Raw genomic sequence first — 23,859 nt, 5'->3', positions numbered from 1 at the left:
GGCTTGCTCGCGAGGTGTGTCAGGCCGGCTGGGCGCTCGATTCCACGACCGCGGCGGGCAGTTTCTCGCGGGTGCGCAGGGACGCCCACAGCGCGGCGGTCGCGGCGGTGCACAGGGCGGCGCCGCCGACATGGATGGCGACCAGCGCCGCCGGGACATCGGTGAAGTACTGGACGATACCGACCAGTGACTGCGTGAGCACCAGGCCGAGCAGGACGAACAGGCGGTCCCGGACCGGTTTGGTGATACCGGTCGCGAAGAGCCCGAAGGCGAGACCGACCAGCAGGGCCAGGTAGCCCACCAGCAACTGCGAATGCAGATGCACCAGCGTGACGATCTCCACCTCGAGCCGGGCCACCGGACGTTCGATGCTCTTGTCACCGGCATGCGGTCCGGCGCCGGTCACCAGTGTGCCCGCGATCAGAACCCCGGCCAGGGCGACTCCGCTCAGTGCGGTCAACCAGCGCAGGGGTGCGGGCGCACGGACGGTGTCGACACCGTCGTCGGGGGAGGCGACCTTGGCGTACATCACCGCGGCCACCCACACCATGAGCATGGAGGCGAGCAGGTGCAGCGCGACGGTCCACCACAGCAGCCCGGACAGCACCGTGATACCGCCGATGATCGCCTGCAGGACGGTGCCCGCGGGCATGAGCCAGGCGTAGATCAGCACTTCGCGCCGCCGCCGGGCCCGGGTGACGGCGAGGACGATGAGCGCCGCGCACAGCGTCACCAAGAAGGTGAGCATGCGGTTACCGAACTCCACCGCCTGGTGCAGCACGGCCACCTCGGACACCCCGACCGGGGTGAAACTGCCCGGGAAGCACTGCGGCCAGGTGGGGCAGCCCAGACCGGACGCGGTGACGCGCACGATCGCGCCGGTCACCGCGATACCGGCCTGGGAGGCGATCACCGCCAGGGCGAGCAGCAGCTGGGTGCGCCGCGAGGGTAGCGGCAGCCGGTCGACGAGTCGCAGGAATGCGCGATACAGCACGTGCCGATGGTAGCGGGCCGCCCCCGCCGATCCGCACCCGGACTACTACAACGTGTCGTGGAAGATCATTCGAAGCGGAACCAGCGCGCCGCGAGCAGACCCGCGCCGGTACCCCAGACGATCAGCGCGACCACGCCCAGCCAGTCGACGCCGCCGCTCAGCGCGTGTTCCAGGGCGACCGCCAGCGCGCCCGAGGGAACCAGCCGCACCAGGGTGTGGACCGCGGTGGGTAGTTCGTCGGAGGCGAAGACCACACTGGCGATACCGAGCATGACGAACCAGAGGATATTGGCCAGTGCCAGCACCACTTCGGCCTTCAGCGTGCCGCCGAGCAGCAGGCCCATCGCCGCGAACGTGGCGGTGCCCAGCGCGATCAGCACCGCGCCCAGCAGCAGCCCCAGCGGAGTGGGCCGCCAGCCCAGCGCCACCCCGATCAGTCCCAGCAGCACTGCCTGCAGGATCACCACCAGCAGGACCGCCCCGCTCTTCCCGGCGATGATCCCCCAGCGCGGCAGGGGAGTGGCGCCGAGCCGTTTGAGCGCGCCGTAGCGGCGGTCGAATCCGATGGCGATCGCCTGACCGGTGAACGCGGTCGACATCACCGCCACCATCATCACCGCCGGCACGATCTTGTCGATCTTGTCCGGGCCCATGTCGCCGAAGGGCAGCAGCGCCAGCCCGATCAGCAGGGTCACCGGGATGAACATGGTGAGCAGCAGTTGCTCGCCGTTGCGCAGCAGCAGCACCAGGTCGAGCCGGGTCTGCGCGAGCAACATGGCCGCCCGCGGCGCGGGCCGGGGCGCGGGCGCGAACGTACCGGGTTCGAAGCGGTTGGCCGTCAGCTCGGGCTTGGTCACACGTTCTCCCTGAATCGCATCACAGCACCTTTTCCGAGTGGGCAGTCACGCCGGCGGAGGCCCTGGCGAAAGTGGGGCTGTCGCTGCTCATGCGCGCAGATCCCGTCCGGTCAGTTCCAGGAACACGTCCTCGAGCCGGCGCTGATCGATCCGGATATCGGTGGCGAGCACGTTCACCCGGGCACACCAGGCGGTCACGGTGGCCAGCACCTGCGGGTTGATCTCGCCCTCCACCAGATACGAGCCGGGGCTGGTCTCCTTCGGCGCGAAACCTTCCGGCAGCGCCAGCTGCAACAGTTCGAGGTCCAGTTTCGGCGGTGCGGCGAAACGCAACTGCCCGGCCGCGCCGTGCGCGGTCACCTCGGCCGGGGTACCGGAGGCGACGATGCGCCCGTGGTCGATGATCACCAGATGGTCGGCCAGTTCCTCGGCCTCGTCCATGAGATGGGTGGTGAGCAGGACGCTGACCCCGTCGCGGCGCAGCGCGTCGATCAACTCCCACACCATGATCCGGGCCTGCGCGTCCATGCCCGCGGTGGGTTCGTCGAGGAAGACGATCTCCGGCCGGCCGACCAGCGCGCAGGCCAGCGACAGCCGCTGCTGCTGACCGCCGGAGAGCCGGCGATACGGGGTCCGGCGGTGATCGGCCAGGCCCAGCACCCCGAGCAGCCAGCCCGGGTCCAGCGGGTCGGCCGAATAGGAGGCGACCAGATCCAGCATCTCCCCGGCACGCGCCCCTGGATACGCGCCGCCGCCCTGCAGCATCACCCCGATCCGCGGGCGCAGGCGCTCGGAATCGGCGATCGGGTCCAGGCCGAGAACCCGCACCCGCCCCGAGTCCGGGCGCACGAAGCCCTCGCACATCTCCACCGTGGTGGTCTTACCGGCGCCGTTCGGACCGAGCAGGGCGAAAACCTGGGCGGGTTCGATGGTGAAACCGATACCGTCCACCGCGATCGTCTCGCCGTAGCGTTTGTCGACGTGGTCCACCTGAACGGCGGGCACCCGGGAAGCGGTCACGAGGTCCCACCGTAGGCCCCGGCCGGCTGTGACGGCGCCGACACCCCCTGCTGCACTCGCCAGGGCAGCGAGTTGCGGGTGACCACGATGAACAGCAGCGACACGATCACGGTGGCCACCGCCGACCCCACGATCTGGAACACCTCGAGGTCGGCGCCGCGCGGCATGAGGATCACGCTGACCACCGCGGAGATACCGATCGCCGGGCCACGGAACGCCGGCCGGGTGGCCCAGGCCGCCATCGGCACGATGGCCCACAGCAGATACCAGGGTTGCACGACCGGGAACAGCAGCACGATCGCGCCCAGCGAGACCCCGAGCGCGCCCACCGGATGCAGGCGTCCGGTCCAGGTGGCGACCAGCATCCGCACGGTGATGAAACCCGCCACCACGGCGGCGATGGGCCGGGTGATGCTGAGCAGCGCGGTGGTGTGGTCGCCGAGGCCGAGCAGCACGCCGCCGAATCCGGTGACGATGCCCAGCGCGGTGGGCAGCGACATCCAGCTGCGCACCGCGTTCGCCGTGTTCAGGGTGTAGAGCCAGCCGAAACCGAGGCCGCTGACCGTGCTGATCACCACGGTCACCACCACCGCGATCAGGCCGAGTAACCCGGCCGCGGCCAGGATCGGCCGCAGCCCCGGCCCCCAGCGGCGGGCCAGCGCCATTCCCGCGAAGCCCAGCGCGATGATCGAGGTGACCTTCACCGAGGACGACAGGCTGATCACGACCGCGCCGCTCACCAGCAGGGTCCAGCCGCGGCCGTCCAGCGGGGGCGGTCCGCCGTCGCCGGGCACCCCGTGGATCGCGCGCAACATGAACTCCAGGCCGGCGAGCATCAGGCCGAGCATCAGCGCGTCGTTGTGCACGCCGCCGACCAGATGGAACAGCACCAGCGGATTCGCCACGCCCAACCACAGCGCGCTCACCGGCGCCACCCCGCAGCGCACGGACAGCCGCGGCAGCGCCCAGACGATCAGCGCCACCCCGGCCAGGGCCAGCAGCCGGTGCACCCACACTCCGGCCAGGATGTTCTCCCCGGTGAGCTCGGCGATCCCGTGACCTATCCACAGGAACAGCGGTCCGTAGGGCGCGGGCGTCTCGCGCCAGATGTTGGGAACATTGTTGGTGAGTACGTTGTCGATACCGAGCCCGGCGACCGGGCCCTCCTGGTACGGGTCTATTCCGCGGGCGGCGATCTCGCTCTGCGCCAGATAGGAGTAGACGTCGTTGCTGAACATCGGCGGCGCCACGCACAGCGGGATGATCCACAGCAGCAGGGTGCGGTCGAACTGGCGCCGGGTCAACCGGTGCCGCGGCGAACCGCCGATACCGCCGACGGCGAAGCGCCCCAGCAGCAGCCACGCCAGCACCACGGTCACCGTGCCGACCATGCACATGGCCAGTGATCCGGTGTGCGCCCGCGCGAAGATGCCCAGGACCCGCATCCCCGAGGTCGGATTCTGGTGCACCGGCTGCGCGCCGATACCGAGGGCGCTGATCGCCATGAGCACGGTGCCGGTGGCGCCCATCAGCCGGATGCGGTCCAGTTGCGCCCGCTCCCGGCGGTCGAGCCCCGGGACCTCGGATTCGTCGCTGTGCAGAATCGCGATGGTGTGGTCCGAGGGCGGGACATCGAGTCCGAGGGCGCGCCGCACCAGTCCCAGTGCGCGCTGCCCGCGCGACGCCACTGCGCCCGGGGCGCCTGCCTGTCCTGCCACGGTCACCGAGACTAGTTCGCCGGGGGCGCTGCCGGTGTCCGGGCCGCGACATCATCTGGGCTCCGGGGCGCGCCCACCGCATAACGCGGCGCCGGGTTCCGGGGCCGGACATCTTCTGGCTACCGTGGTGTCCGGCGTTTCGGCCCAGGGGCCTGCGCCGGTGGATCCGCGCGAGATCTCCGGGCCGTGCGCCGGGGTGCACCCGGCGGTTCCGGCGGGTGTCCGCGCGGGGGGCGGCGCAGCCGGACAGCAAACTCCGCGGCAGCCGACTCCGCACTCCGGTCGGATCGCGGTCGCAGTGAAGCACATCACTGCGCCGATCCGTCGGGAAAGCCGGGAACGGCTCTTTCTCGCCCGAGCAGGCGATTTCGGTGATCCGGGCCGACCGCGGCCGGCGCCGCCGACCCTCCTGCTCAGGGCACCCTTATTAGATTTCGGGAACGAATTCCGCCACACTGATGTTGTGAAAACTATGGGTTTGCCGAATGTGGACGAAAGGGCTGGTCACCGGGCCGGCACCGGGTCCGTCGGCGTGCCCGCGACCGGCGGCGAGGGTCATACCCGTGCCGCCATCGTCCGGCTGCTGCTGGAGGAGGGACCGATCACCGCGACCGCGATAGGCAGTGCCCTGGGCCTGGCCCCCGCCGGGGTGCGCCGGCATCTGGACGCGCTCATCGAATCGGGGCAGGCCCGCGCCGGGCGGTCGGCGCCCTGGCAGCAGAAGGGTCGCGGACGGCCGGCCAAGCAGTACCAGCTCACCGCGGCCGGGCGCGGCATGCTCGGTCACGCCTACGACGATCTCGCCGGTGCGGCCATCCGGCAGCTGCGCGAGATCGGCGGGGAGGAAGCGGTCACCGAATTCGCCCGCAAACGGGCACGCACGCTCGTCGACGGGATCGATCCGCTGCCCGGTCACCGTGTGGAGCCGGCGGCGGAAGACCCCGGCGTCGTGGAGGATCCCGCGCAGTCGGGGACGGCCGCCAAGGCCGACGAGATCGCTACGGCGCTCTCGGGCGCGGGGTTCGCCGCGAGTACCCGCCGGGTGGGCGCGGGCGTCCAGATCTGCCAGCACCACTGCCCGGTCGCCCATGTGGCCGAGGAATTTCCCGAACTGTGTGAGGCCGAACTCGAGGCCTTCCGGGAGGTTCTCGGCACCCATGTGCAGCGCTTGGCCACCATCGCCAACGGTGACTGCGCCTGTACCACCCACGTACCGCTGACGGTGCTGCCGACGGCGGCTGCCGACCGATCGAAGCACGCTTCACCTGCAACCGCTGCACAGCCCGCAGCGGACGCACCGAACGACTCCGGAAGGAGCGCCGAATGACGACCACCACCGACCAGGTGCCACCGCTCACCCAGGAGGAGGCCATTGCCTCACTGGGTAAATACGGTTACGGCTGGGCCGACTCGGATGCGGCCGGAGCCAGCGCGCAGCGTGGTCTCTCCGAGGAGGTCGTTCGCGATATCTCGGCCAAGAAGGACGAACCGGCCTGGATGCTGGAGAACCGGCTCAAGGCGCTGCGCATCTTCGACCGCAAGCCCATGCCGAACTGGGGCTCCAACCTCGACGGTATCGACTTCGACAACATCAAGTACTTCGTGCGCTCGACCGAGAAGCAGGCCGAGAGCTGGGAAGACCTGCCCGAGGACATCCGCAACACCTACGACAAGCTGGGTATCCCGGAGGCGGAGAAGCAGCGGCTGGTCTCCGGTGTCGCCGCCCAGTACGAGAGCGAAGTCGTCTACCACCAGATCCGGGAGGACCTGGAGCAGCAGGGCGTCATCTTCCTCGACACCGATACCGCGCTGAAGGAGCATCCGGAGATCTTCCGTGAGTACTTCGGCACGGTCATCCCGGCCGGGGACAACAAGTTCTCCGCGCTGAACACCGCGGTGTGGTCGGGTGGCTCCTTCATCTACGTGCCGCCCGGCGTGCACGTGGATATCCCGCTGCAGGCCTACTTCCGGATCAACACCGAGAACATGGGCCAGTTCGAGCGGACCCTGATCATCGTCGACGAGGGCGCCTACGTGCACTACGTCGAGGGCTGCACCGCGCCGATCTACAAATCCGATTCGCTGCACTCGGCGGTCGTCGAGATCATCGTGAAGAAGGGCGGCCGCTGCCGCTACACGACCATCCAGAACTGGTCGAACAACGTCTACAACCTGGTCACCAAGCGGGCCAAGGCCGAAGCCGGCGCCACCATGGAGTGGATCGACGGCAATATCGGCTCCAAGGTCACCATGAAGTACCCGGCCGTGTGGATGACCGGTGAGCACGCCAAGGGCGAGGTGCTCTCCGTCGCGTTCGCCGGTGAGGGCCAGCACCAGGACACCGGCGCCAAGATGGTGCACCTGGCCCCGCACACCTCCTCGACCATCGTGTCGAAGTCGGTGGCACGGGGCGGCGGCCGCGCGTCCTACCGCGGCCTGGTGCAGGTCAACAAGGGCGCCCACGGATCCAAATCGACCGTGAAATGCGATGCGCTGCTGGTCGACACCGTCAGCCGGTCCGACACCTATCCCTATGTCGACATCCGTGAGGACGACGTGACCATGGGTCACGAGGCGACGGTGTCCAAGGTGTCGGAGGACCAGCTGTTCTACCTCATGAGCCGCGGGATGACCGAGGACGAGGCGATGGCCATGGTGGTGCGCGGCTTCGTCGAGCCCATCGCCAAGGAACTCCCGATGGAGTACGCGCTGGAACTCAACCGCCTGATCGAACTGCAGATGGAAGGAGCCGTCGGCTAGTGAGCGAGCTTGCGAGCGAACCGATCGACACAGCCAGTGGTCCCTCGAACCTTTCCGAGGCCGCCGAGGCTCGTACGCCGGCGATCAACAAGGGGGAGGTGTTCACCTCCTTCGATGTGAACGCCTTCGAGATCCCCTCCGGTAAGGACGAGGCCTGGCGGTTCACCCCGCTGCGCCGGCTGCGCGGTCTGCACAACGGCACCGCGACCGCCGATGGGCAGGCCGGGGTCGAGGTCGGGCAGGTCGCCGGGGTCACCGTGGAAACGGTGGGCCGCGACGATTCCCGGCTCGGGCAGGGCGGCACGCCGTCGGACCGGGTCGCCGCGCAGGCGTACTCCGGATTCGAGCAGGCGACGATTCTCTCGGTGGGCAAGGAGACCGAGGTCGCCGAACCCGTCGTCGTGCGGATCACCGGGCCCGGCGAGGGGAAGACCGCCTACGGTCACCTCCAGGTGCGGCTGGCCGAATTCGCCGTCGCCACCGTGGTGATCGACCAGCGCGGCAGCGGAACCTACGCCGAGAACGTCGAATTCGTGCTCGGCGACAGCGCCAAGCTGACCGTGGTGGCGGTCCAGGACTGGGCCGACGACGTCGTGCACGCCACCGCCCATCACGCCCTGGTGGGGCGTGACGCGGTGCTGCGGCACACCGCGGTCACCCTCGGCGGCGACCTGGTCCGGCTCACCGGCAATGTCCGTTACGCGGGCCCGGGCGGTGACGCCGAACTGCTCGGTCTCTACTTCGCCGACGCCGGCCAGCATTTCGAACAGCGTCTGCTGGTCGATCACGCGGTACCGCACTGCAAATCGAACGTGCTGTACAAGGGCGCGCTCCAGGGCGATCCCCATTCGCCCAAGGGCGATGCCCGCACGGTCTGGGTCGGCGATGTGCTGATCCGGGCCGCGGCCGAGGGAACCGATACGTTCGAGATCAACCGTAACCTGGTACTCACCGACGGCGCCCGTGCCGATTCGGTGCCGAACCTGGAGATCGAGACCGGTGAGATCGTCGGCGCGGGCCACGCCTCGGCGACCGGCCGGTTCGACGACGAGCAGCTGTTCTATCTGCGTGCCCGCGGTATTCCGGAAGACGCCGCCCGCCGCCTGGTGGTGCGCGGTTTCTTCCACGAGATCATCCAGAAGATCGGAGTCGGTGAGGTCGCCGAGCGGCTCGAGGCGGCCATCGAAGCCGAACTCGCCGCGATCGGCGCCTGACCGACCACCCGGCCTCCCAGACCACCGAAGGAATTCGACACCCTATGACCACCCTGGAAATCAAGGACCTGCACGCCGAGGTCGCCACCCCCGACGGGGACACCGTCAAGATCCTCAACGGTGTGAACCTCACCGTGAAATCCGGCGAGACGCACGCCATCATGGGTCCCAACGGCTCCGGCAAGTCGACGCTGTCCTACGCCATCGCCGGGCATCCCAAGTACACCGTCACCTCGGGGTCGATCACCCTCGACGGCGAGGACGTGCTGGAGATGTCGGTCGACGAGCGGGCGCGGGCCGGGCTGTTCCTGGCCATGCAGTACCCGGTGGAGGTCCCCGGTGTCTCCATGTCGAACTTCCTGCGCACGGCGGCGACCGCGGTCCGCGGTGAGGCGCCGAAGCTGCGGCACTGGGTCAAGGAGGTGAAGGAGTCGATGAACGAGCTCGATATCGACGCCGCCTTCGCCGACCGCAGCGTGAACGAGGGCTTCTCCGGCGGGGAGAAAAAGCGGCACGAGATCCTGCAGCTGGGCCTGCTCAAGCCGAAGATCGCCATCCTCGACGAAACCGACTCCGGTCTGGACGTGGACGCGCTGCGGATCGTCTCCGAGGGTGTGAACCGCTACCGGGAGCGGGAGAACGGCGGAGTTCTGCTGATCACCCACTACACCCGCATCCTGCGCTATATCCAGCCGCAGTTCGTGCACGTCTTCGTGGGCGGGCGCATCGTCGCCGAGGGCGGTCCCGAGCTCGCCGAGGAACTCGACGCCAACGGCTATGTGAAATTCACTCAGACGGCCGGAGCCGGAGCCTGATATGACCGCGACCCTTCCCGCCTTCGACGTCGCCCGGATCCGGGCCGACTTCCCGATCCTGAACCGTACGGTCCGGGACGGGAAGCCGCTGGTGTACCTGGATTCCGGGGCTACCGCGCAGCGGCCGCTGGCGGTACTGGACGCCGAACGTGACTTCCTGCTGGCTAGCAATTCCGCGGTCCATCGCGGCGCCCACCAGTTGTCGGAGGAGGCCACCGACGCCTACGAGGACGCCCGGGCGCAGATCGCGCGCTTCGTCGGCGCCGCCGCCGACGAACTCGTGTTCACCAAGAACGCGACCGAATCGCTCAATCTGGTGACCTACGCGTTCTCCGACGACCGGTTCCCGTACCACGTGGGCCCGGGCGACGAGATCGTGGTCACCGAACTGGAGCACCACGCGAATCTGGTGCCCTGGCAGGAGCTCGCCCGCCGGACCGGCGCCACCCTGCGCTGGTACGGCGTCACCGACGACGGCCGTATCGATCTCGATTCGCTCGAGTTGTCGCCGGCCACCAAGGTCGTGGCCTTCAGCCACCAGTCGAATGTCACCGGTGCGGTGGCGCCGGTCGCCGAACTGGTGCGCCGGGCGCGGGCCGTGGGTGCGCTGGTGGTCCTGGACGCCTGCCAGTCGGTACCGCACGCCCCGGTCGACTTCCACGCCCTGGACGTGGACTACGCGGCGTTCTCCGGACACAAGATGCTGGGTCCGTCGGGGGTCGGTGTGCTGTACGGGAAGCGGGCGCTGCTCGAGGAGACCCCACCCTTCATCACCGGTGGGTCCATGATCGAGACCGTCACCATGGAGCAGACCACCTACGCGCCGCCGCCGCAGCGTTTCGAGGCCGGGGTACCGATGACCTCGCAGGTCATCGGATTGGGCGCGGCCGTGCGCTATCTGGAGGAGATCGGGATGGACGCGGTGGCCGCGCACGAGCACACCCTCGTCGACGCCGCGCTCGCCGGACTGGGCGCGGTACCGGGCATCCGGATCATCGGCCCGACCGAGAATGTCGACCGCGGTGGCGCGGTCGCGTTCCTCGCCGACGGGATCCACGCGCACGACCTGGGTCAGATCTTGGACGACGAGGGCGTCGCGATCCGGGTGGGTCATCACTGCGCCTGGCCGCTGCACCGGCGTTTCGGTGTCGCCGCGACCGCGCGCGCCTCGTTCGCGCTGTACAACACGGTGGACGAAGTGGACACGATGGTCGCCGCGGTGCGGAAGGCCCAGAGCTTCTTCGGGGTTGCCTAGAACATGCGCATGGAGCAGATGTACCAGGAAGTGATCCTGGATCACTACAAGCATCCGCACAACCGCGGCCTGCGGGAGCCGTTCGGCGCCGAGGTGCACCACGTGAACCCCACCTGCGGTGACGAGGTCACGCTGCGGGTGCGGCTCGGCGACGACGGCGCGGTCGAGGATGTGTCCTACGACGGCCAGGGCTGCTCGATCAGCCAGGCCTCGGTATCGGTGCTCACCGATCAGGTGATCGGATTACCGGTGGTGGAGGCGCTGGGTGTGGTCGACTCGTTCAACGAGATGATCGGCAGCCGGGGTACCGTCGAGGGCGACGAGGACGTCATCGGCGATGGAATCGCGTTCGCCGGTGTCGCCAAATACCCGGCCCGGGTGAAATGCGCACTGCTGGGCTGGATGGCGTTCAAGGACGCGGTGCTGCGGGTCGACGGCGCGGCCGATTCCGCCGCGGGGCCCGGTGCGTCCGCTACCGACCGATCACGGAACGGGGAAACAGCATGACCGACACTCCTGCCACCGAGGCCACCGCGCCGGAGCAACCGGCCGGCCCCGAAGCCGAACTCTCGGCCGAGGATCTGGCGCAGCTCGCCGATATCGAGGAGGCGATGCGCGATGTGGTCGATCCCGAACTCGGTATCAACGTCGTGGATCTCGGTCTGGTCTACGGAATGCGGGTCGAGGAGACCACCGCGGTGCTGGATATGACGCTGACCTCGGCCGCCTGCCCGCTCACCGATGTGATCGAGGATCAGTCGCGCAATGCCCTGGTACGCAGTGGGCTGGTCGACGATCTGAAGATCAACTGGGTCTGGATGCCGCCGTGGGGTCCGGACAAGATCACCGAGGACGGCCGGGAACAGCTGCGGGCGCTCGGCTTCACGGTCTGAGGCCCGCGTACCCACCCGCGCGCAACACCCACGCGACGGCGACCGACAGGTCGTCGTCGCGTTCTGGTCCGTACCCGAATTGGTGCGGACAGAAGGCCGGGAAGCGGGCCGCTGGTACGGACCGGTCGGCCGTTCCGGCGTCGCGGTGGCATTTCCCCCGCTAATGCCGGGGCTTTAGCGGAATACGGCTTTCCACCTCTCGGTGGTGATCGTCGTCCGCCCGCCGGGAAGCGCGCATTGGGGCAATTCGGCCGGGGGCCGGACCCGATTCGGGCGGCGCCGGGCAGTATTGGACCTGTCTTGATATCAATTTTCCGGGCCCGCCGCCAATCGCCGACCGTTCGGTCTTCTTTCGGTGCTCCGCCCCTGGTGATAGGGGATGCGATCACGGTGTGCGTTGGAGCACCCCCGGTTGCGCGTGCGGCCCCCGCGGGGCCCTGTGGTCGTGATCTTCACCGTCGCAATACCTTTGCGCATTCTGCGAGGTCGCGGCCCTATCACGGAAAGGTGACAATCGATTATCGGCCGTTATTGAGAGAGTTCACCACAATGCTGCTACTGTGAGCGAGTCGTCGGGTTCCGGGCCATCGGAGGGTGTGCTCCGATGGTCATCGATCGGCCGAATGACTTGTCCCTTAGTTACTTTCGGGTAGCCGAAAGTAACTAAGGGATATGTCACCGACCGTTACCGCGGTGCCCGGCACGGACCTCATCCGGCCAGGGGCGAACATGGTCGGCGTCGCGAGGAAGGCGAGACGAAGCGCCGTGGCATGCCACGGCACCGCGTGGCGCGCCTCGAGCCCCGTCAACGACGAGAAAGCTGATGAATCTGAATACCGCCGTGCTGCTTCCCTGGATACTCGCCCCCATATTGGTGCTCGGCGTGGCGTGGTACGCCGTTCGGGCCGTGCGAGACCAACAGAAACGACTCGATGTGCTCGAGCGGGAACTAGCCGTACGCGAGGATGCGCTCGAGCATCTCGCGGCCAGCACGTTGCCCGCCCTCTCGGAGTCCACCCGCCGGTTCGAGCAGACCGCCGTGGCTCCCGAAGTGCCCCCCGGACTGGAGAATTCGCGCTTCGCCCAGTGCCTGCGCTGGATCGTCGACCGGGTCACCGAGGACCTGCGGACGATCCAGAGCGAAACCCGCGAAGCCGTCACCCGGGAGATGGAGGAGCAGGTCCGTACCGCCGTCGCGGCCGCCGAGCGGAACGTGCGCACCGAGGCCGACGCCGGCCGCGAACGCTCGGAAACCCTTGCGCGTGAGGCGACCAGCGCCGCGGTCCGCTCGTTCGGCACCTCCGTGGTGAGCCTGGGAGCCGACGTCTCCCAGGTCGTGAGCTCCGCGCTCCGCGAACACCGCGACGACCGCGTCTACGAGACCCTCATCCGGATCGACCACACCGTGCAGCAGATGATCCGCCAGGCGCAGTCCTACGTGATCGTCTGTGGTGGTCTGCCCGGACGCCGCTGGCCCGCCCAGTCGCTCACCGACGTCGTCGGTGGTGCGACCGGTCGTGTCCGTGACTACCTGCGGGTGCGCCCGTCCCAGCTCGACCGCATCGTCATCAGTCGTGCGGTGGAACCGCTGGTGCACACACTGGCCTCGCTCATCGACAACGCGCTGCGCTACTCGCCGCCGACCTCCTTCGTGGACGTGACCTTCCAGGAAGGCCATCACGGTGTGACCGTGATCGTCGACGACGCCGGCGTGCGGATGAACGCCGAGCAGATGGAAGAGGCCCGCCAGGTCCTGGCCAACGAACGCTCGATCGACATCCATCAGCTGGGCCCGGCCCCCAAGGTCGGTTTCCCGGGTATCGCCGCGCTCGCCCGCCGCTACGGGTTCACCGTCTACATCGACGGACCGAACGCCTACGGCGGTATGCGCGCCATGGTCTATATCCCGGAGGCACTGCTGGTCGCACCGAAGGCCAACCAGGACAACGACGCCGCGGCACCCGTCGGCGCGTCGGCGCCGCGGGAACTCGCCGCGGTCCCCGGCGGCCAGGCCTCGTCGGTATCGGGAAGCTCCGGTAACGCCTTGGTCGGGAACGCCGTATCGTCCGGTATCGGAGCGCATTCGGCGACGAGCACCGGCGCGCATGCCGCGATACCGGTTGTGTCCGAGAGCTCCCGGCCTGCCGAGCGGACTTCGGCGGCAGGTGGCATCGACGAGACCGAGAGCGAGCAGCGTACGACAGTCCACGACATCACCAGCGGCGGTCTCCCCCGGCGCCGGCGCCGTGCCGCGGCCGTCCCTGATGACATCAACGATCGCGTGTCCGGACAGGACAGGACCGAACCGGGGCAGCCCCGCCCCGATATCGCCGCTGCCTGGCAGAGCGGCTCCAAGAGCGGCCGTGCCGCCGCATCCGAACACACCGAAGGGATGACATCCTGATGGGTTCACCGAGGACAGTGGTATCCGACAGCACCAACAAACTGGGCTGGTTACTGGACGATCTCGAGGTTCCCGGCGTCCGATTCGCCGTCCTGTTGTCCGAGGACGGGCTGCGCATCGCCCATTCGGCGGGTATCGCGAAAGACGATGCCGAGCGATTCGCCGCCGCGGCCTCCGGGTTGCGTTCACTCGGTAAGGCGCTCGGCGAGTTCTGCGGTAGCAACGGAAACGATGTGCGGCAGAACATGACCGAGTACGACCAGGGCATGATCATGATCACCGCGGCGGGCGAAGGCGCGCTCCTGGGTGTGGCGACCATGACCGATATCGATGTGGGCCTGATCGCCCACCGGATGAACGAGCTCGCCGGCCGGGTCGGCCACGAGCTCGGGAGCGAGCCCCGCAGAGGCGCACACGGCGGCGATCTGCAATGAGCCGGTCGCGGCGTGATCCAGACCTGGTCCGCGCGTATGTGCGGACCGGCGGACGCTCCCGTCCGACCCGTGAGCTCGGCCTGGTCACCCTGGTCGTCGCCGTCGGAGATCCGGCGCCGGGCTCTACACCGGATGCGCGCCGGGTGGTCGATGTCTGCGCCCGCGGCGCCCTGTCGATAGCGGAGGTCGCCGCCTATCTCGACCTCCCGCCGTCGGTGGTGACGATCGTCGTGTCCGACCTGCTGGACAGCGGACATCTCAATATCCCGACCCCGGCGGAAATAATGCCGGAGATCGCCCTGCTCGAGGAGGTACTCAATGGGCTCCGTGCTCTCCCGGCCTGATCGGTCCGCGGAATACGGCCGCGCGGTCGACTATGTGCCGGAGACGGTGACCCGCTCGGTGAAATTGCTGGTGGCCGGTAATTTCGGCGTCGGCAAGACCACCTTCGTGAGCAGTATCTCCGAGATCAAACCGCTGCGTACCGAGGAGACCATCACCGAGGCCAGCGTCGGCATCGACGATCTGGGCGGGCTGGGATCGAAAACGCAGACCACGGTCGCGATGGATTTCGGCCGTATCACACTCAATCCCGAACTGGCCCTGTACCTCTTCGGTACGCCGGGCCAGCAGCGATTCATTCCGCTGTGGGAGGAACTGGCCAAGGGCGCACTCGGTGCCCTGGTCCTGGTGGACACCCGGCGAATCGAGAAGGCCGACGAGGTACTGGCCGTACTCGAGGAGCGTGGTGTGCCGTACGCGGTCGGCGTGAACGAGTTCGAGGGTTCGAACCGCTTCCCGCTGTCGGAAGTGCGCGAGGCGCTCGACCTGACCGACGACACTCCGCTCATCGCCCTCGACGCCCGTGATCGGCGCACCTGCCTGCAGTCGCTGATCACGCTCGTCGAATTTTTGTTCCACCGATTGGAGTCTCGTCTTTGACCACGCAGTTCTCTCCGGTTCCGCAACAACAACCTCCGTTCGCCGGCTGCCCGGTCGTCCACGGAGACCCCACCGGAGGCGTCGGCGACCGATTCAGCCTCTTCTCCGAAGAATTCGCCGGTGACCCGCATCGCGCCTATGCCGCGATGCGGAGCCGGTTCGGGTCGCTGGTTCCCATCGATTTGGCCCCGGACGTTCCCGCCACCCTGGTGATCGGTTACGACGCGGCCGTGCGGATCCTCAACGATCCCGACCGGTTCCCGGCGGATCCGCGGACCTGGCAGACGAGTATCCCGGCCGATTCGCCGGTCAAGCCGATGATGGAGTGGTACCCGAACGCCCTGCGCAACAGCGGTGAGCTGCATCAGCGCTACCGCCAGGTGTATGTGCACGCCATCGACGGAATCGATTTGCACGAACTGCACCAGACCGTGGAGCGGATCGCGGTCCCGCTGATCAACTCCTTCTGCGAGACGGGTAAGGCCGACCTCGTCACGCAGTACGCGTTTCCGCTGGTGTTCGAGGTGATCAACCAGATGGTTGGTTGCTCACTGGAGCTGGGCGAACGCGTCGCCAACGGGATGGCCGCGCTGTTCGACACGGTCAACGCCGAATGGGGGATGACCCATCTCAGCGAGGCGCTGATGGAGCTCGTCTTCATGAAGCGTTCCGACCCGGGCGACGATGTGACCTCCCGGATGGTGCACCATCCCGCGAAACTCGACGACGAGGAGCTGCTGTCCAATCTGATCAGCTTCTACGGCGCCGGGGTGGAACCGCAGCAGAACCTGATCAACAACACACTGCTGCTGATGATGACCGACGAGCGGTTCGGCGGAAGCATGCTCGGCGGTGCGCTGTCCACCCGTGACGCGCTGGACGAGGTGCTGTTCAACGACCCGCCGATGGCCAACTTCTGCACCACCTATCCGCGGCAGCCGATTCTCGTCGAGAACACCTGGCTGCCCGCCCACCAACCGGTGGTGATCAGTCTTTCGGCATGCAACAACGATCCGGCCATCCGGGGCGCCGACCACACGGGCAACCGCTCGCATCTGGCCTGGAGTATCGGACCGCACGCGTGCCCCGCGCAGTCGCCGGCGTTCGTGGTCGTCCAGGGAGCGATCGACCTGCTGCTCGACGCGCTGCCCGAACTGGAACTCGGGATAGCGCCCGAAGAGCTCGTCTGGCGTCCCGGCCCGTTCCACCGGGCACTGGCCGCACTGCCGGTCGTCTTTCCCCCTTCTCCGCCGTTGCCTCTCGTATAAGGAGTCAGTCGTTGGAACGCCAACCCATCGTTCTGGACATGGCCGGTGCCGATACCCAGGGGGAAGCGGCGAGGTTGCGCGCCCAGGGTCCCGCGGCGCCGATCGAGCTGCCGGGCGGCGTGCCCGCGTGGTCGGTCACCGACGCGACGGTCCTCAAGAGCCTGCTGGCCGATCCGCGGGTGTCCAAGGATCCGCGCCAGCACTGGACGGCGTTCGTGAACGGTGAGATCACCGAGGACTGGCCGCTGCTGCCGTGGATCGCGGTGGAGAACATGTTCACCACCTACGGCGCCGACCATCGCCGGTTGCGCCGGCTGGTGTCCCCGGCCTTCACCCACCGGCGGACCGCGGCGCTGCGGCCGCGGGTGGAAGCACTCGTCGCCGATCTGCTCGACCGGCTGGCCGCTGTACCCGCGGGCCAGGTCGTCGACCTGCGCGAGGGCTACGCCTACCCGGTGCCGATCCAGGTGATCACCGAACTGCTGGGGGTCCCGGAAACCCTCGGTGCGGGGCTGCGGGTGTGCGTGGACCGCTACTTCGACACCACCATCGATCAGGCGGGCGCGCAGGCCAACTTCGTCGAGATGTACGGTCTGGTGACCGAACTGGTCGCCTATCGGCGCGACAATCCCGGAGACGACATCACCAGCGTGATGATCAGCAGTCGCGACGAGGACGGTTCGCAGCTCACCGAGAAGCAGATCGTCGAAACCCTGATGCTGGTCATCAATGCCGGCCACGAGACGACGGTCAACCTGCTCGACCAGGCCATCGTCGCGCTGCTCACCCATCCCGAACAGCGCGCGGCCGCTCTGGCGGGTGCGGTGAGCTGGTCGGAGGTGGTGGAGGAGACCCTGCGCTACCAGGCCCCGGTGGCGCATCTGCCGCTGCGGTACGCCGTGGAGGACATCGAGATCGAGGGTTTGCGAATCGGCAAGGGGGAAGCCATCCTGGCCTCCTACGTCGCGGCCGGTCGTGACCCGAAGATCCACGGCGACACCGCCGACGTCTTCGATATCACCCGGGCGGTCAAGGATCATCTGTCCTTCGGTCACGGGGCGCACCATTGCATCGGTGCGCCGCTGGCCCGGATGGAGGGCGAGCTGGCGTTGCCCGCTCTCTTCCGGCGGTTCCCGGACATCCGGCTGGCCGTCGAGGTGAGTGAATTGAAGCCGGTGGTGAGCTTTGTTTCCAACGGTCACCAGGAATTGCCTGTGTACCTGGGCTGAAGCCGGTAGCGTAAAAGGTTCTGGTTACTACAACTTCATGCTGATGGCTCGTCGCGGACGTCGCTGAGCGAGATGTATGGGTCGGCGGATAGGTCTGCGAAAACGCACTATTCGCCGATTCATACGAACCTCGGAGTGTGATGTCTTGACCACAGCACAACATGATCAGTACCGCGTCTCCGATCCGCGCCTGGTGATCCACGGCTCCCCGGTCGATCCCATCGGCCCCTACGTTCCGCTGTATTCGGAGGAGTTCGCCGCCGACCCGCACCGGATCTACCGGGAGATGCGGCAGCGTTTCGGTTCGCTGGCTCCGGTGGAGCTGGCCCCGGGCGTCCCGGCCACGCTGGTGATCGGGTACCACACCGCCCTGCGAATCCTCAATGACCCGGAGCACTTTCCGGCCGACCCGCGGATGTGGCAGCGCGGGGTACCCGAGGACTGCCCGGTACTGCCCATGATGGAGTACCGGCCCAATCCCCTGCGTACCGTCGGCCAGGAGCGGATCCGCTACCGGTCGGCCGCGGTCTCGGCCATCGGTGAGATCGATATGCACGAGTTGCGCACCACTATCGAGGAGATCGCGGTCACGCTGATCAACTCGTTCTGTGCCGACGGCTACTGCGATGTGGTCGGGCAGTATGCCTCCCCGCTGATCTTCGCCACCCTCAATGCCATGCTCGGCTGTCCGCCCGAACTCGGGCACCGCGCGGCCCGCGGCCTGGCGGCCATGTTCGATACGGTGGACGCGGCCGAGGGCAATGTCACCCAGGCCGACGCGCTACTGGAACTGGCCCGGCTCAAACGGGTGCAGCCCGGTGACGACATCACCACCCGGCTGGTCCGGCATCCGGTGCAGTTGAGCGACGAGGAGACCCGGCAGCAGCTGGCATTGCTCTACGGTGCGGGCACCGAACCGCCGCAGAACCTGATCGCGAACACGCTACTGCTGATGCTGACCGATGAGCGGTTCGCGGCCAATCTGCTGGACGGCAGCCTCTCCACCCGGGACGCCCTGGACGAGGTCCTGTTCAACGATCCGCCGCTGTCCAACTACTGCATCAGTTATCCACGGCAGCCGATGCTGATCGACGGGATCTGGCTGCCGGCACACCAGCCGGTGATGATCAGTATGACCGCCTGCAACAACGATCCCGCCATCAAAGCCGATGGGCTGACCGTCAACAGGTCGCATCTGGCCTTCAGCGCGGGCCAGCACAGTTGCCCGGCCCGTTCGGTGGCGCTGCTGATCGTCCAGGACGCACTCGACCAGTTGCTGGACGCGGTGCCGGAGATGGAACTGGCGGTACCGCGGGCGGACCTGCGATGGCGCCCGGGTCCGTTCCATCGCGCACTGGTCTCGCTGCCGGTCACCTTCCCGGAATCGCCGCCGATCCGGATGAACGGTCGCTGAACAGCGGGACGCCTCGACGCCGCGCGCCGCGGTTACTCGGCCGACCCTCTATGTGTAGCGGCATCCGTGGCGCTGCGAAACCCGGTCGGCCACGTTAGGTTCCAGGTAGAGTCGCGAACTCAGCCCGGCGGCCGGATCTCCGGTCGCGAGACCCATCGCGCAGGAACCAAGACGTTTGAATATCGAGAGCACACCCCTATCGCATACGGGACCACGGGATTTCGACGGCCCGCGCATTCCGCTCTATTCGGATGAGTACGCCGCCGATCCGCACCGGGTGTACCGGGACATGCGGCAACGCTTCGGCTCGCTGGCTCCGGTGGAGCTGGCCCCGGGCGTCCCGGCCACCCTGGTGATCGGCTACCACGCCGCCCTGCGAATCCTGCACGATCCGGAGCATTTTCCCGCCGATCCGCGGGTATGGGAACAGAGCGTGCCCGCCGACTGCCCGGTCCGCCCGATGATGGAGTGGCGCCCCAATCCGATCCGCAGTGCCGGCAGTGAGCACACGCGGTATCGCTCGGCGGCCGCGGCAGCGCTCGGGAAGATCGATCTGCACCGCCTGCACGCCACCGTGGAACAGGTCGCGATCCCGCTGATCAACTCGTTCTGCGAGGTCGGTCACTGCGATGTGGTCAGCCAGTACGCCCTGCCGCTGGCTTTCGCCACCCTCAACGCCACGCTCGGTTGTCCGCCCGATATCAGCCAGCGCGCGGCCACCGGGATGGCGGCGCTGTTCGATACCGTCGATGCCGACCGCGGCAACCGGATGCTGTCCGAGGCGCTGCTGGAACTGACCCGGCTCAAACGCGCCGAACCCGGCGACGATGTCACCAGCCGGCTGGTCGAACACCCGGTGCGACTGGACGACGAAGAGATGATGCACCAGTTGGTGACGCTGTACGGGGCGGCGATCGAGCCGCCGCAGAATCTCATCGCGAACACCCTGCTGCTCATGCTGACCGATGAGCGATTCGCGGCGAATGTACTGGACGGAAGCCTGTCGACCCGGGACGCGCTGGACGAGGTGCTGTTCAACGACCCACCGATCGCCAACTACTGCTTCAGTTATCCGCGGCAGCCGGTCCTGATCGACACTGTGTGGTTGCCCGCACATCAGCCGGTGGTGATCAGTATGGCGGCCTGTAACAACGATCCGGCGATCCGCACGGGCAGTGTGCTCGACAACCGTTCCCATCTGGCCTTCGGGATGGGCCCGCATGCGTGTCCGGCGCGGCCGGTGGCGGTGCTGATCGTGCAGGAGGCGATCGATCAGTTGCTCGATGCGCTCCCCGAACTGGAGCTGGCGGTGCCCGCCGTCGATTTGCAGTGGCGGCCGGGTCCGTTCCACCGGGCACTGTCCGCGCTACCGGTCACCTTTCCGAAGAGCCCACCGATCCGCGTGGCCGGTATTCACTGATTCGGCAGTTCAGTCAGGAGTTTCCGATGCAGAACCCCGCCGCCCCACTCGTCCTGGATCCAGGTGGCTCGGATATCCAGGGCGAGAACGCCCGCATCCGCGCACAGGGCCCGGTCTCGCCAGTGGTACTCCCGGGTGGTGTGCGCGCCTGGTCGGTGACCGACGCGGCTCTGCTCGAGGAGATCCTGGCCGGACCACAGGTTTCCAAGGACGCCCGGCAACACTGGCCGGCCTTCCAGAACGGCGAGATCTCCGCCGAGTGGCCGCTGCTGCCCTGGGTGGCGGTGACCAGTATGTTCACCGCCTACGGTGCAGAACACCGGCGGCTGCGCAAGATCGTGGCCCCGGCGTTCACCCATCGGCGGACCATGGCATTGCAGCCCCGGATCGAGGCGATCACCGCGGAGCTGCTCGAAGCGCTGGCCGCCACCCCGGCGGGGGAGATCGTGGATCTGCGGGAAAGCTTTGCCTACCCGCTCCCGATCCGCGTCATCAGCGAGCTGATGGGGGTGCCGGAGGAGCTGAACCCGCAACTGCGCAAGGGCGTGGACGGGTTCTTCGACACGACCCTCTCCGCGGCCCAGGCCCAGGCCAACCACGCGGAGATGGCGGCGTTGCTCTTCGGACTCGTGGCCTACCGCCGGGAGAATCCGGGCGAGGACATGACGACTCTGCTCGTCGCCGCCTGCGACGACGCCGAGACCCCGTTCACCGAACAGGAATTGGTGGACACGCTGCTCCTGGTGATCAGTGCCGGCCACGAGACCACCGTCAACCTGCTAGATCAGGCGACGTATCTGCTGCTGACCCGGCCCCAGCACCGGGCCGACCTCGCCGCCGACCGGATCTCGTGGACCGACGTGGTCGAGGAGGCGCTGCGGTTCGAGGCGCCGGTGGCGCACGTCCCGCTGCGGTACGCGGTCGAGGATTTCGTGCTCGGCGATGTCGAGATCACCAAGGGCGACGCGATCCTCGCCGGGTACGCCGGTGCGAGCCGGGACCCGAAGATCCACGGTGCTACCGCCGACGAGTTCGATCCCACGCGCGCGGTGAAGGACCATCTGGCGTTCGGATACGGCGCGCACCACTGCCTCGGCGCACCGCTGGCCCGGCTGGAGGCGGGGGTGGCGCTACCCGCGATCTTCGGCCGGTTCCCGGATATGGAACTCGCGGTGGCGCCCGAGCAGCTCGGTGTGGTGCCCAGTTTCATCTCCAACGGCCACCACCGGCTGCCGGTGCATCTGAACGGGAAGTGAGTCGAGCGCCGGTCCGGTCCGCATGGACCGGGGGCGCGGGCGGTTCGGCGAAGGCAGGCTCGGGCCGCGACGAGCTCCGGCGGAGTCGTGAGGACTTCTCTCGGCGGTGTCGCCGAGGGGTGGTACCCATGGACCGGCCAGTGGCGGCGGAGGCGGCGTGTTCCGGCGGCGTCCGGGTCCGTCGCCGGAGCGAACCGGTCACATGGCGCGATGCAGTTCCAGGAAGTCGCCGACGGTGCGCCGCGGTGTCGGCGGTTGCGCCGCCGAGGTGGGCGCGGTGCCCACCCGGACCACGACCTGCGGGACCGTGGGTTCGGGCAGCAGAGTCGCGATGGCGCGGCGGCTCACCGGGACCTCGGTGATATGGGTCAGCGGGCAGGTCGCCAGTCCGGCGACCGTGCAGTCCAGCAGTACCGCGGACAGGGCTTCCCCGGCGCGCAACCACTCCAGGGGGCCGTCGGTCGCCGAACCGATCACCAGCAGCCGCGAGGCGTCGGTCAGCTCACCGCGTCGCAGCGAGGGCGGCGCGGTGGGGAAGGCCCGGCCCACCCCGACCTGCGCCGCTTCCGCCGCCGAGACCAGCGCGGAGATCGGCACCCCGTCGGCGGGGGAGTCGTTACCCGCCCACCAGTGCAGTTCGTTCAGATACTGCGGATCGTATTCGCGCAGCGCCGCCGACCGAGCCGACGCGGCGGCCAAGCGGATCCGGGCGGAATCGCCCAGAATGTCGAGCCGGGCCCGGCGGGCACCGGCCGCCGTGTGCAGGCCGGGCTCGACCCGGTCCCAGTCGCGGGGCGGCAGCATCGGCAGCCGGTCGGTGTAGCGCTGCTCGATGGCCGTGGCGCGGGCCCGGACGGTATCGGAGACCTCGGTGGCCGGCGCGAAGTCGAGGGTCGCGAGATGGTCGGGCGCGGTATCCGGAAGCCGGATCACCTCGGTGTCCCAGCCCGCTGCCGCGAACGCGGTCCGGGTGTGGTCGAGGATGGCCCCGCAGCTGATGGTGAGCTGTCTGCCCTGCGGGTCGGCCGAGAACAGTTGCCGGCTGGTGTCACGGTGCAGGTGCAGCCGGTGACCGTCGAATACCCAGCGCCACGGTTGCGTATTGTGCACCGACGGCGCCCGCCGGGCGAGGGACAGCGCCGCCTGCACTGTCGGATGATCGGGCACCCGGGCCGTACCGATGGCGTCCATCTTCCGAGTCTGCGCCTCGCGGGCGCGCCGGACCAGCCCAGGGCGCCGATCCGGGCCGAATCGTGGCACTCAGGGCATGGGGCCGATACCGGTGATCAAGGTCCGGTCACCGATTCGCATCGTCGTGACCAGTTGCGGGTTGTATCCCAGCGGCGCCGATCCGGGCCGGTACTCGGTGACGGTCACGGTGTACTGGCCGACGAACGCGCCGGGCGCGATCCGGACACAGTAGGTGGTTCCCTCCGGGATGGTGTCGATACCGCGCTGGATATCGGCGGCCGGTGGGACGGCGGCGTCGCCCGCGACCAGTGCGCGGGCCTGCTCCCCGGACCGGGCGACGTAGTAGGCGTGCTGGAACCCGAAGATGGCCGAGGGGCCCGAATCGGTGCCGCCCGGTTCGTTGCCCTGCACGGTGTTGCCGACCCGTTCGGCCACGCAGTGCGGGTCGGTGCCGGGCGCGGCGGGCACCGTGGCGCTGGGCGCCGCCGCGGCGGGGGAGCGCGGCTCATCACCACCGACGACCGCGAATTGCACGTACGCGGCCGCGCCCAGGGCCGCGACTCCCGCGACGCCCAGCAACACCGGGAGCGCGCGGCCGCGGCCGGAGCCGGGGGCCGCGGCACGGACGGGCGCCGGGGCGGTGTGGTCGGGTGGGGTCAGCCGTCGGCGCAGGCGTTCCCGTGCGGTCGCCGGGGAGGTGTCCGCGGCGGATTCCACCGGCTCGGTCTCGACCGCGCTGGTGAGATCCGCCGCCGAGGCCGCCCCGGCCGGTGTT

At 68.4% G+C, this 23,859-nt stretch carries 22 protein-coding genes; 16 read left to right on the top strand and 6 right to left on the bottom strand.

Annotated elements, in window-relative coordinates:
* Positions 1 to 19: 19 nt before the first annotated feature.
* The 4 genes from ON38_RS15400 to mptB all read right to left on the bottom strand — a co-directional run bounded on the left by ON38_RS15400 (position 20) and on the right by mptB (position 4,589).
* The gene (locus ON38_RS15400) at positions 20 to 994 is read right to left on the bottom strand and encodes a COX15/CtaA family protein (RefSeq protein WP_039825485.1); all 975 of its coding nucleotides are present in this window, start codon (positions 992 to 994) and stop codon (positions 20 to 22) included.
* Positions 995 to 1,059: 65 nt separating this feature from the next.
* Positions 1,060 to 1,851: an ABC transporter permease gene (locus ON38_RS15395; protein WP_039825484.1), complete on the bottom strand. Its 792-nt coding sequence runs from the start codon at positions 1,849 to 1,851 to the stop codon at positions 1,060 to 1,062.
* 87 nt (positions 1,852 to 1,938) lie between these two features.
* Positions 1,939 to 2,871 (bottom strand): ABC transporter ATP-binding protein, encoded by a 933-nt coding sequence (locus ON38_RS15390; RefSeq protein WP_039825483.1) that lies wholly within the window; start codon positions 2,869 to 2,871, stop codon positions 1,939 to 1,941.
* Positions 2,868 to 4,589, bottom strand: a complete 1,722-nt coding sequence (gene mptB / locus ON38_RS15385) for a polyprenol phosphomannose-dependent alpha 1,6 mannosyltransferase MptB (RefSeq protein ID WP_373281220.1) — start codon at positions 4,587 to 4,589, stop codon at positions 2,868 to 2,870. The genes ON38_RS15390 and mptB overlap by 4 nt, the downstream gene beginning before the upstream one ends.
* 472 nt (positions 4,590 to 5,061) lie before the next feature.
* Between mptB and ON38_RS15380 the strand changes: the two genes are divergently transcribed.
* From ON38_RS15380 to ON38_RS15305, 16 genes are all read left to right on the top strand, one after another.
* Positions 5,062 to 5,916: a helix-turn-helix transcriptional regulator gene (locus ON38_RS15380; RefSeq protein WP_051164822.1), complete on the top strand. Its 855-nt coding sequence runs from the start codon at positions 5,062 to 5,064 to the stop codon at positions 5,914 to 5,916.
* Positions 5,913 to 7,349, top strand: coding sequence for a Fe-S cluster assembly protein SufB (gene sufB / locus ON38_RS15375; protein WP_039825481.1), 1,437 nt, complete (start codon positions 5,913 to 5,915; stop codon positions 7,347 to 7,349). Before ON38_RS15380 ends, sufB begins: the two co-directional genes overlap by 4 nt.
* Before the next feature lie 23 nt (positions 7,350 to 7,372).
* Positions 7,373 to 8,563: a Fe-S cluster assembly protein SufD gene (gene sufD, locus ON38_RS15370; RefSeq protein WP_051164827.1), complete on the top strand. Its 1,191-nt coding sequence runs from the start codon at positions 7,373 to 7,375 to the stop codon at positions 8,561 to 8,563.
* Between the two features lie 44 nt (positions 8,564 to 8,607).
* Positions 8,608 to 9,378, top strand: coding sequence for a Fe-S cluster assembly ATPase SufC (sufC, locus tag ON38_RS15365; RefSeq protein WP_030521407.1), 771 nt, complete (start codon positions 8,608 to 8,610; stop codon positions 9,376 to 9,378).
* A 1-nt stretch (position 9,379) separates the two neighbouring features.
* Entirely contained in the window at positions 9,380 to 10,633 is a 1,254-nt protein-coding gene (locus ON38_RS15360; RefSeq protein WP_039825479.1) for a cysteine desulfurase, read from the top strand.
* 3 nt (positions 10,634 to 10,636) lie between these two features.
* The gene (sufU, locus tag ON38_RS15355; protein ID WP_039825478.1) at positions 10,637 to 11,140 is read left to right on the top strand and encodes a Fe-S cluster assembly sulfur transfer protein SufU; all 504 of its coding nucleotides are present in this window, start codon (positions 10,637 to 10,639) and stop codon (positions 11,138 to 11,140) included.
* Positions 11,137 to 11,526: a metal-sulfur cluster assembly factor gene (locus ON38_RS15350; protein WP_039825477.1), complete on the top strand. Its 390-nt coding sequence runs from the start codon at positions 11,137 to 11,139 to the stop codon at positions 11,524 to 11,526. Before sufU ends, ON38_RS15350 begins: the two co-directional genes overlap by 4 nt.
* A gap of 823 nt (positions 11,527 to 12,349) precedes the next feature.
* The gene (locus tag ON38_RS15345) at positions 12,350 to 13,930 is read left to right on the top strand and encodes an ATP-binding protein (RefSeq protein WP_039825476.1); all 1,581 of its coding nucleotides are present in this window, start codon (positions 12,350 to 12,352) and stop codon (positions 13,928 to 13,930) included.
* On the top strand, positions 13,930 to 14,364 hold the full coding sequence (locus ON38_RS15340) for a roadblock/LC7 domain-containing protein (RefSeq protein WP_030521402.1): 435 nt from the start codon (positions 13,930 to 13,932) through the stop codon (positions 14,362 to 14,364). Before ON38_RS15345 ends, ON38_RS15340 begins: the two co-directional genes overlap by 1 nt.
* On the top strand, positions 14,361 to 14,708 hold the full coding sequence (locus tag ON38_RS15335) for a DUF742 domain-containing protein (RefSeq protein WP_030521401.1): 348 nt from the start codon (positions 14,361 to 14,363) through the stop codon (positions 14,706 to 14,708). Before ON38_RS15340 ends, ON38_RS15335 begins: the two co-directional genes overlap by 4 nt.
* The gene (locus ON38_RS15330) at positions 14,683 to 15,306 is read left to right on the top strand and encodes a GTP-binding protein (RefSeq protein ID WP_051164821.1); all 624 of its coding nucleotides are present in this window, start codon (positions 14,683 to 14,685) and stop codon (positions 15,304 to 15,306) included. Before ON38_RS15335 ends, ON38_RS15330 begins: the two co-directional genes overlap by 26 nt.
* Positions 15,303 to 16,574 (top strand): cytochrome P450, encoded by a 1,272-nt coding sequence (locus tag ON38_RS15325; RefSeq protein WP_039825475.1) that lies wholly within the window; start codon positions 15,303 to 15,305, stop codon positions 16,572 to 16,574. Before ON38_RS15330 ends, ON38_RS15325 begins: the two co-directional genes overlap by 4 nt.
* Before the next feature lie 11 nt (positions 16,575 to 16,585).
* Positions 16,586 to 17,803, top strand: coding sequence for a cytochrome P450 family protein (locus tag ON38_RS15320; RefSeq protein WP_039825474.1), 1,218 nt, complete (start codon positions 16,586 to 16,588; stop codon positions 17,801 to 17,803).
* A 145-nt stretch (positions 17,804 to 17,948) separates the two neighbouring features.
* Positions 17,949 to 19,217, top strand: a complete 1,269-nt coding sequence (locus tag ON38_RS15315; RefSeq protein WP_245564055.1) for a cytochrome P450 family protein — start codon at positions 17,949 to 17,951, stop codon at positions 19,215 to 19,217.
* A 175-nt stretch (positions 19,218 to 19,392) separates the two neighbouring features.
* On the top strand, positions 19,393 to 20,637 hold the full coding sequence (locus ON38_RS15310) for a cytochrome P450 (protein WP_039825473.1): 1,245 nt from the start codon (positions 19,393 to 19,395) through the stop codon (positions 20,635 to 20,637).
* A gap of 26 nt (positions 20,638 to 20,663) precedes the next feature.
* Positions 20,664 to 21,893 carry a cytochrome P450 family protein gene (locus ON38_RS15305; RefSeq protein WP_039825472.1) on the top strand — a complete coding sequence of 410 codons (1,230 nt, stop codon included), beginning with the start codon at positions 20,664 to 20,666 and terminating at the stop codon, positions 21,891 to 21,893.
* A 198-nt stretch (positions 21,894 to 22,091) separates the two neighbouring features.
* Here the strand turns inward: ON38_RS15305 and ON38_RS15300 are convergent, their stop codons facing one another.
* Positions 22,092 to 23,084 carry an Acg family FMN-binding oxidoreductase gene (locus ON38_RS15300; protein ID WP_039825500.1) on the bottom strand — a complete coding sequence of 331 codons (993 nt, stop codon included), beginning with the start codon at positions 23,082 to 23,084 and terminating at the stop codon, positions 22,092 to 22,094.
* Between the two features lie 69 nt (positions 23,085 to 23,153).
* The coding region (locus ON38_RS34190) for a DUF8176 domain-containing protein (protein ID WP_506330619.1) at positions 23,154 to 23,859 on the bottom strand (706 nt) is incomplete at its 5' end.

Source organism: Nocardia testacea NBRC 100365 (assembly GCF_000308775.1).
Taxonomy (GTDB): Bacteria; Actinomycetota; Actinomycetes; order Mycobacteriales; family Mycobacteriaceae; genus Nocardia; species Nocardia testacea.
The sequence above is the reverse complement of the archived record's forward strand: the minus strand, read 5'-3'. Positions and strand labels throughout refer to the sequence as shown.

Bases quoted from the DNA above. Each gene is read 5' to 3' on its own strand.
- ON38_RS15380 (WP_051164822.1), top strand. From the start codon at position 5,062: ATGGGTTTGCCGAATGTGGACGAAAGGGCTGGTCACCGGGCCGGCACC.
- sufB (WP_039825481.1), top strand. From the start codon at position 5,913: ATGACGACCACCACCGACCAGGTGCCACCGCTCACCCAGGAGGAGGCC.
- sufC (WP_030521407.1), top strand. From the start codon at position 8,608: ATGACCACCCTGGAAATCAAGGACCTGCACGCCGAGGTCGCCACCCCC.
- ON38_RS15360 (WP_039825479.1), top strand. From the start codon at position 9,380: ATGACCGCGACCCTTCCCGCCTTCGACGTCGCCCGGATCCGGGCCGAC.
- sufU (WP_039825478.1), top strand. From the start codon at position 10,637: ATGCGCATGGAGCAGATGTACCAGGAAGTGATCCTGGATCACTACAAG.
- ON38_RS15350 (WP_039825477.1), top strand. From the start codon at position 11,137: ATGACCGACACTCCTGCCACCGAGGCCACCGCGCCGGAGCAACCGGCC.
- ON38_RS15345 (WP_039825476.1), top strand. From the start codon at position 12,350: ATGAATCTGAATACCGCCGTGCTGCTTCCCTGGATACTCGCCCCCATA.
- ON38_RS15340 (WP_030521402.1), top strand. From the start codon at position 13,930: ATGGGTTCACCGAGGACAGTGGTATCCGACAGCACCAACAAACTGGGC.
- ON38_RS15335 (WP_030521401.1), top strand. From the start codon at position 14,361: ATGAGCCGGTCGCGGCGTGATCCAGACCTGGTCCGCGCGTATGTGCGG.
- ON38_RS15330 (WP_051164821.1), top strand. From the start codon at position 14,683: ATGGGCTCCGTGCTCTCCCGGCCTGATCGGTCCGCGGAATACGGCCGC.
- ON38_RS15305 (WP_039825472.1), top strand. From the start codon at position 20,664: ATGCAGAACCCCGCCGCCCCACTCGTCCTGGATCCAGGTGGCTCGGAT.
- ON38_RS15300 (WP_039825500.1), bottom strand. From the start codon at position 23,084: ATGGACGCCATCGGTACGGCCCGGGTGCCCGATCATCCGACAGTGCAG.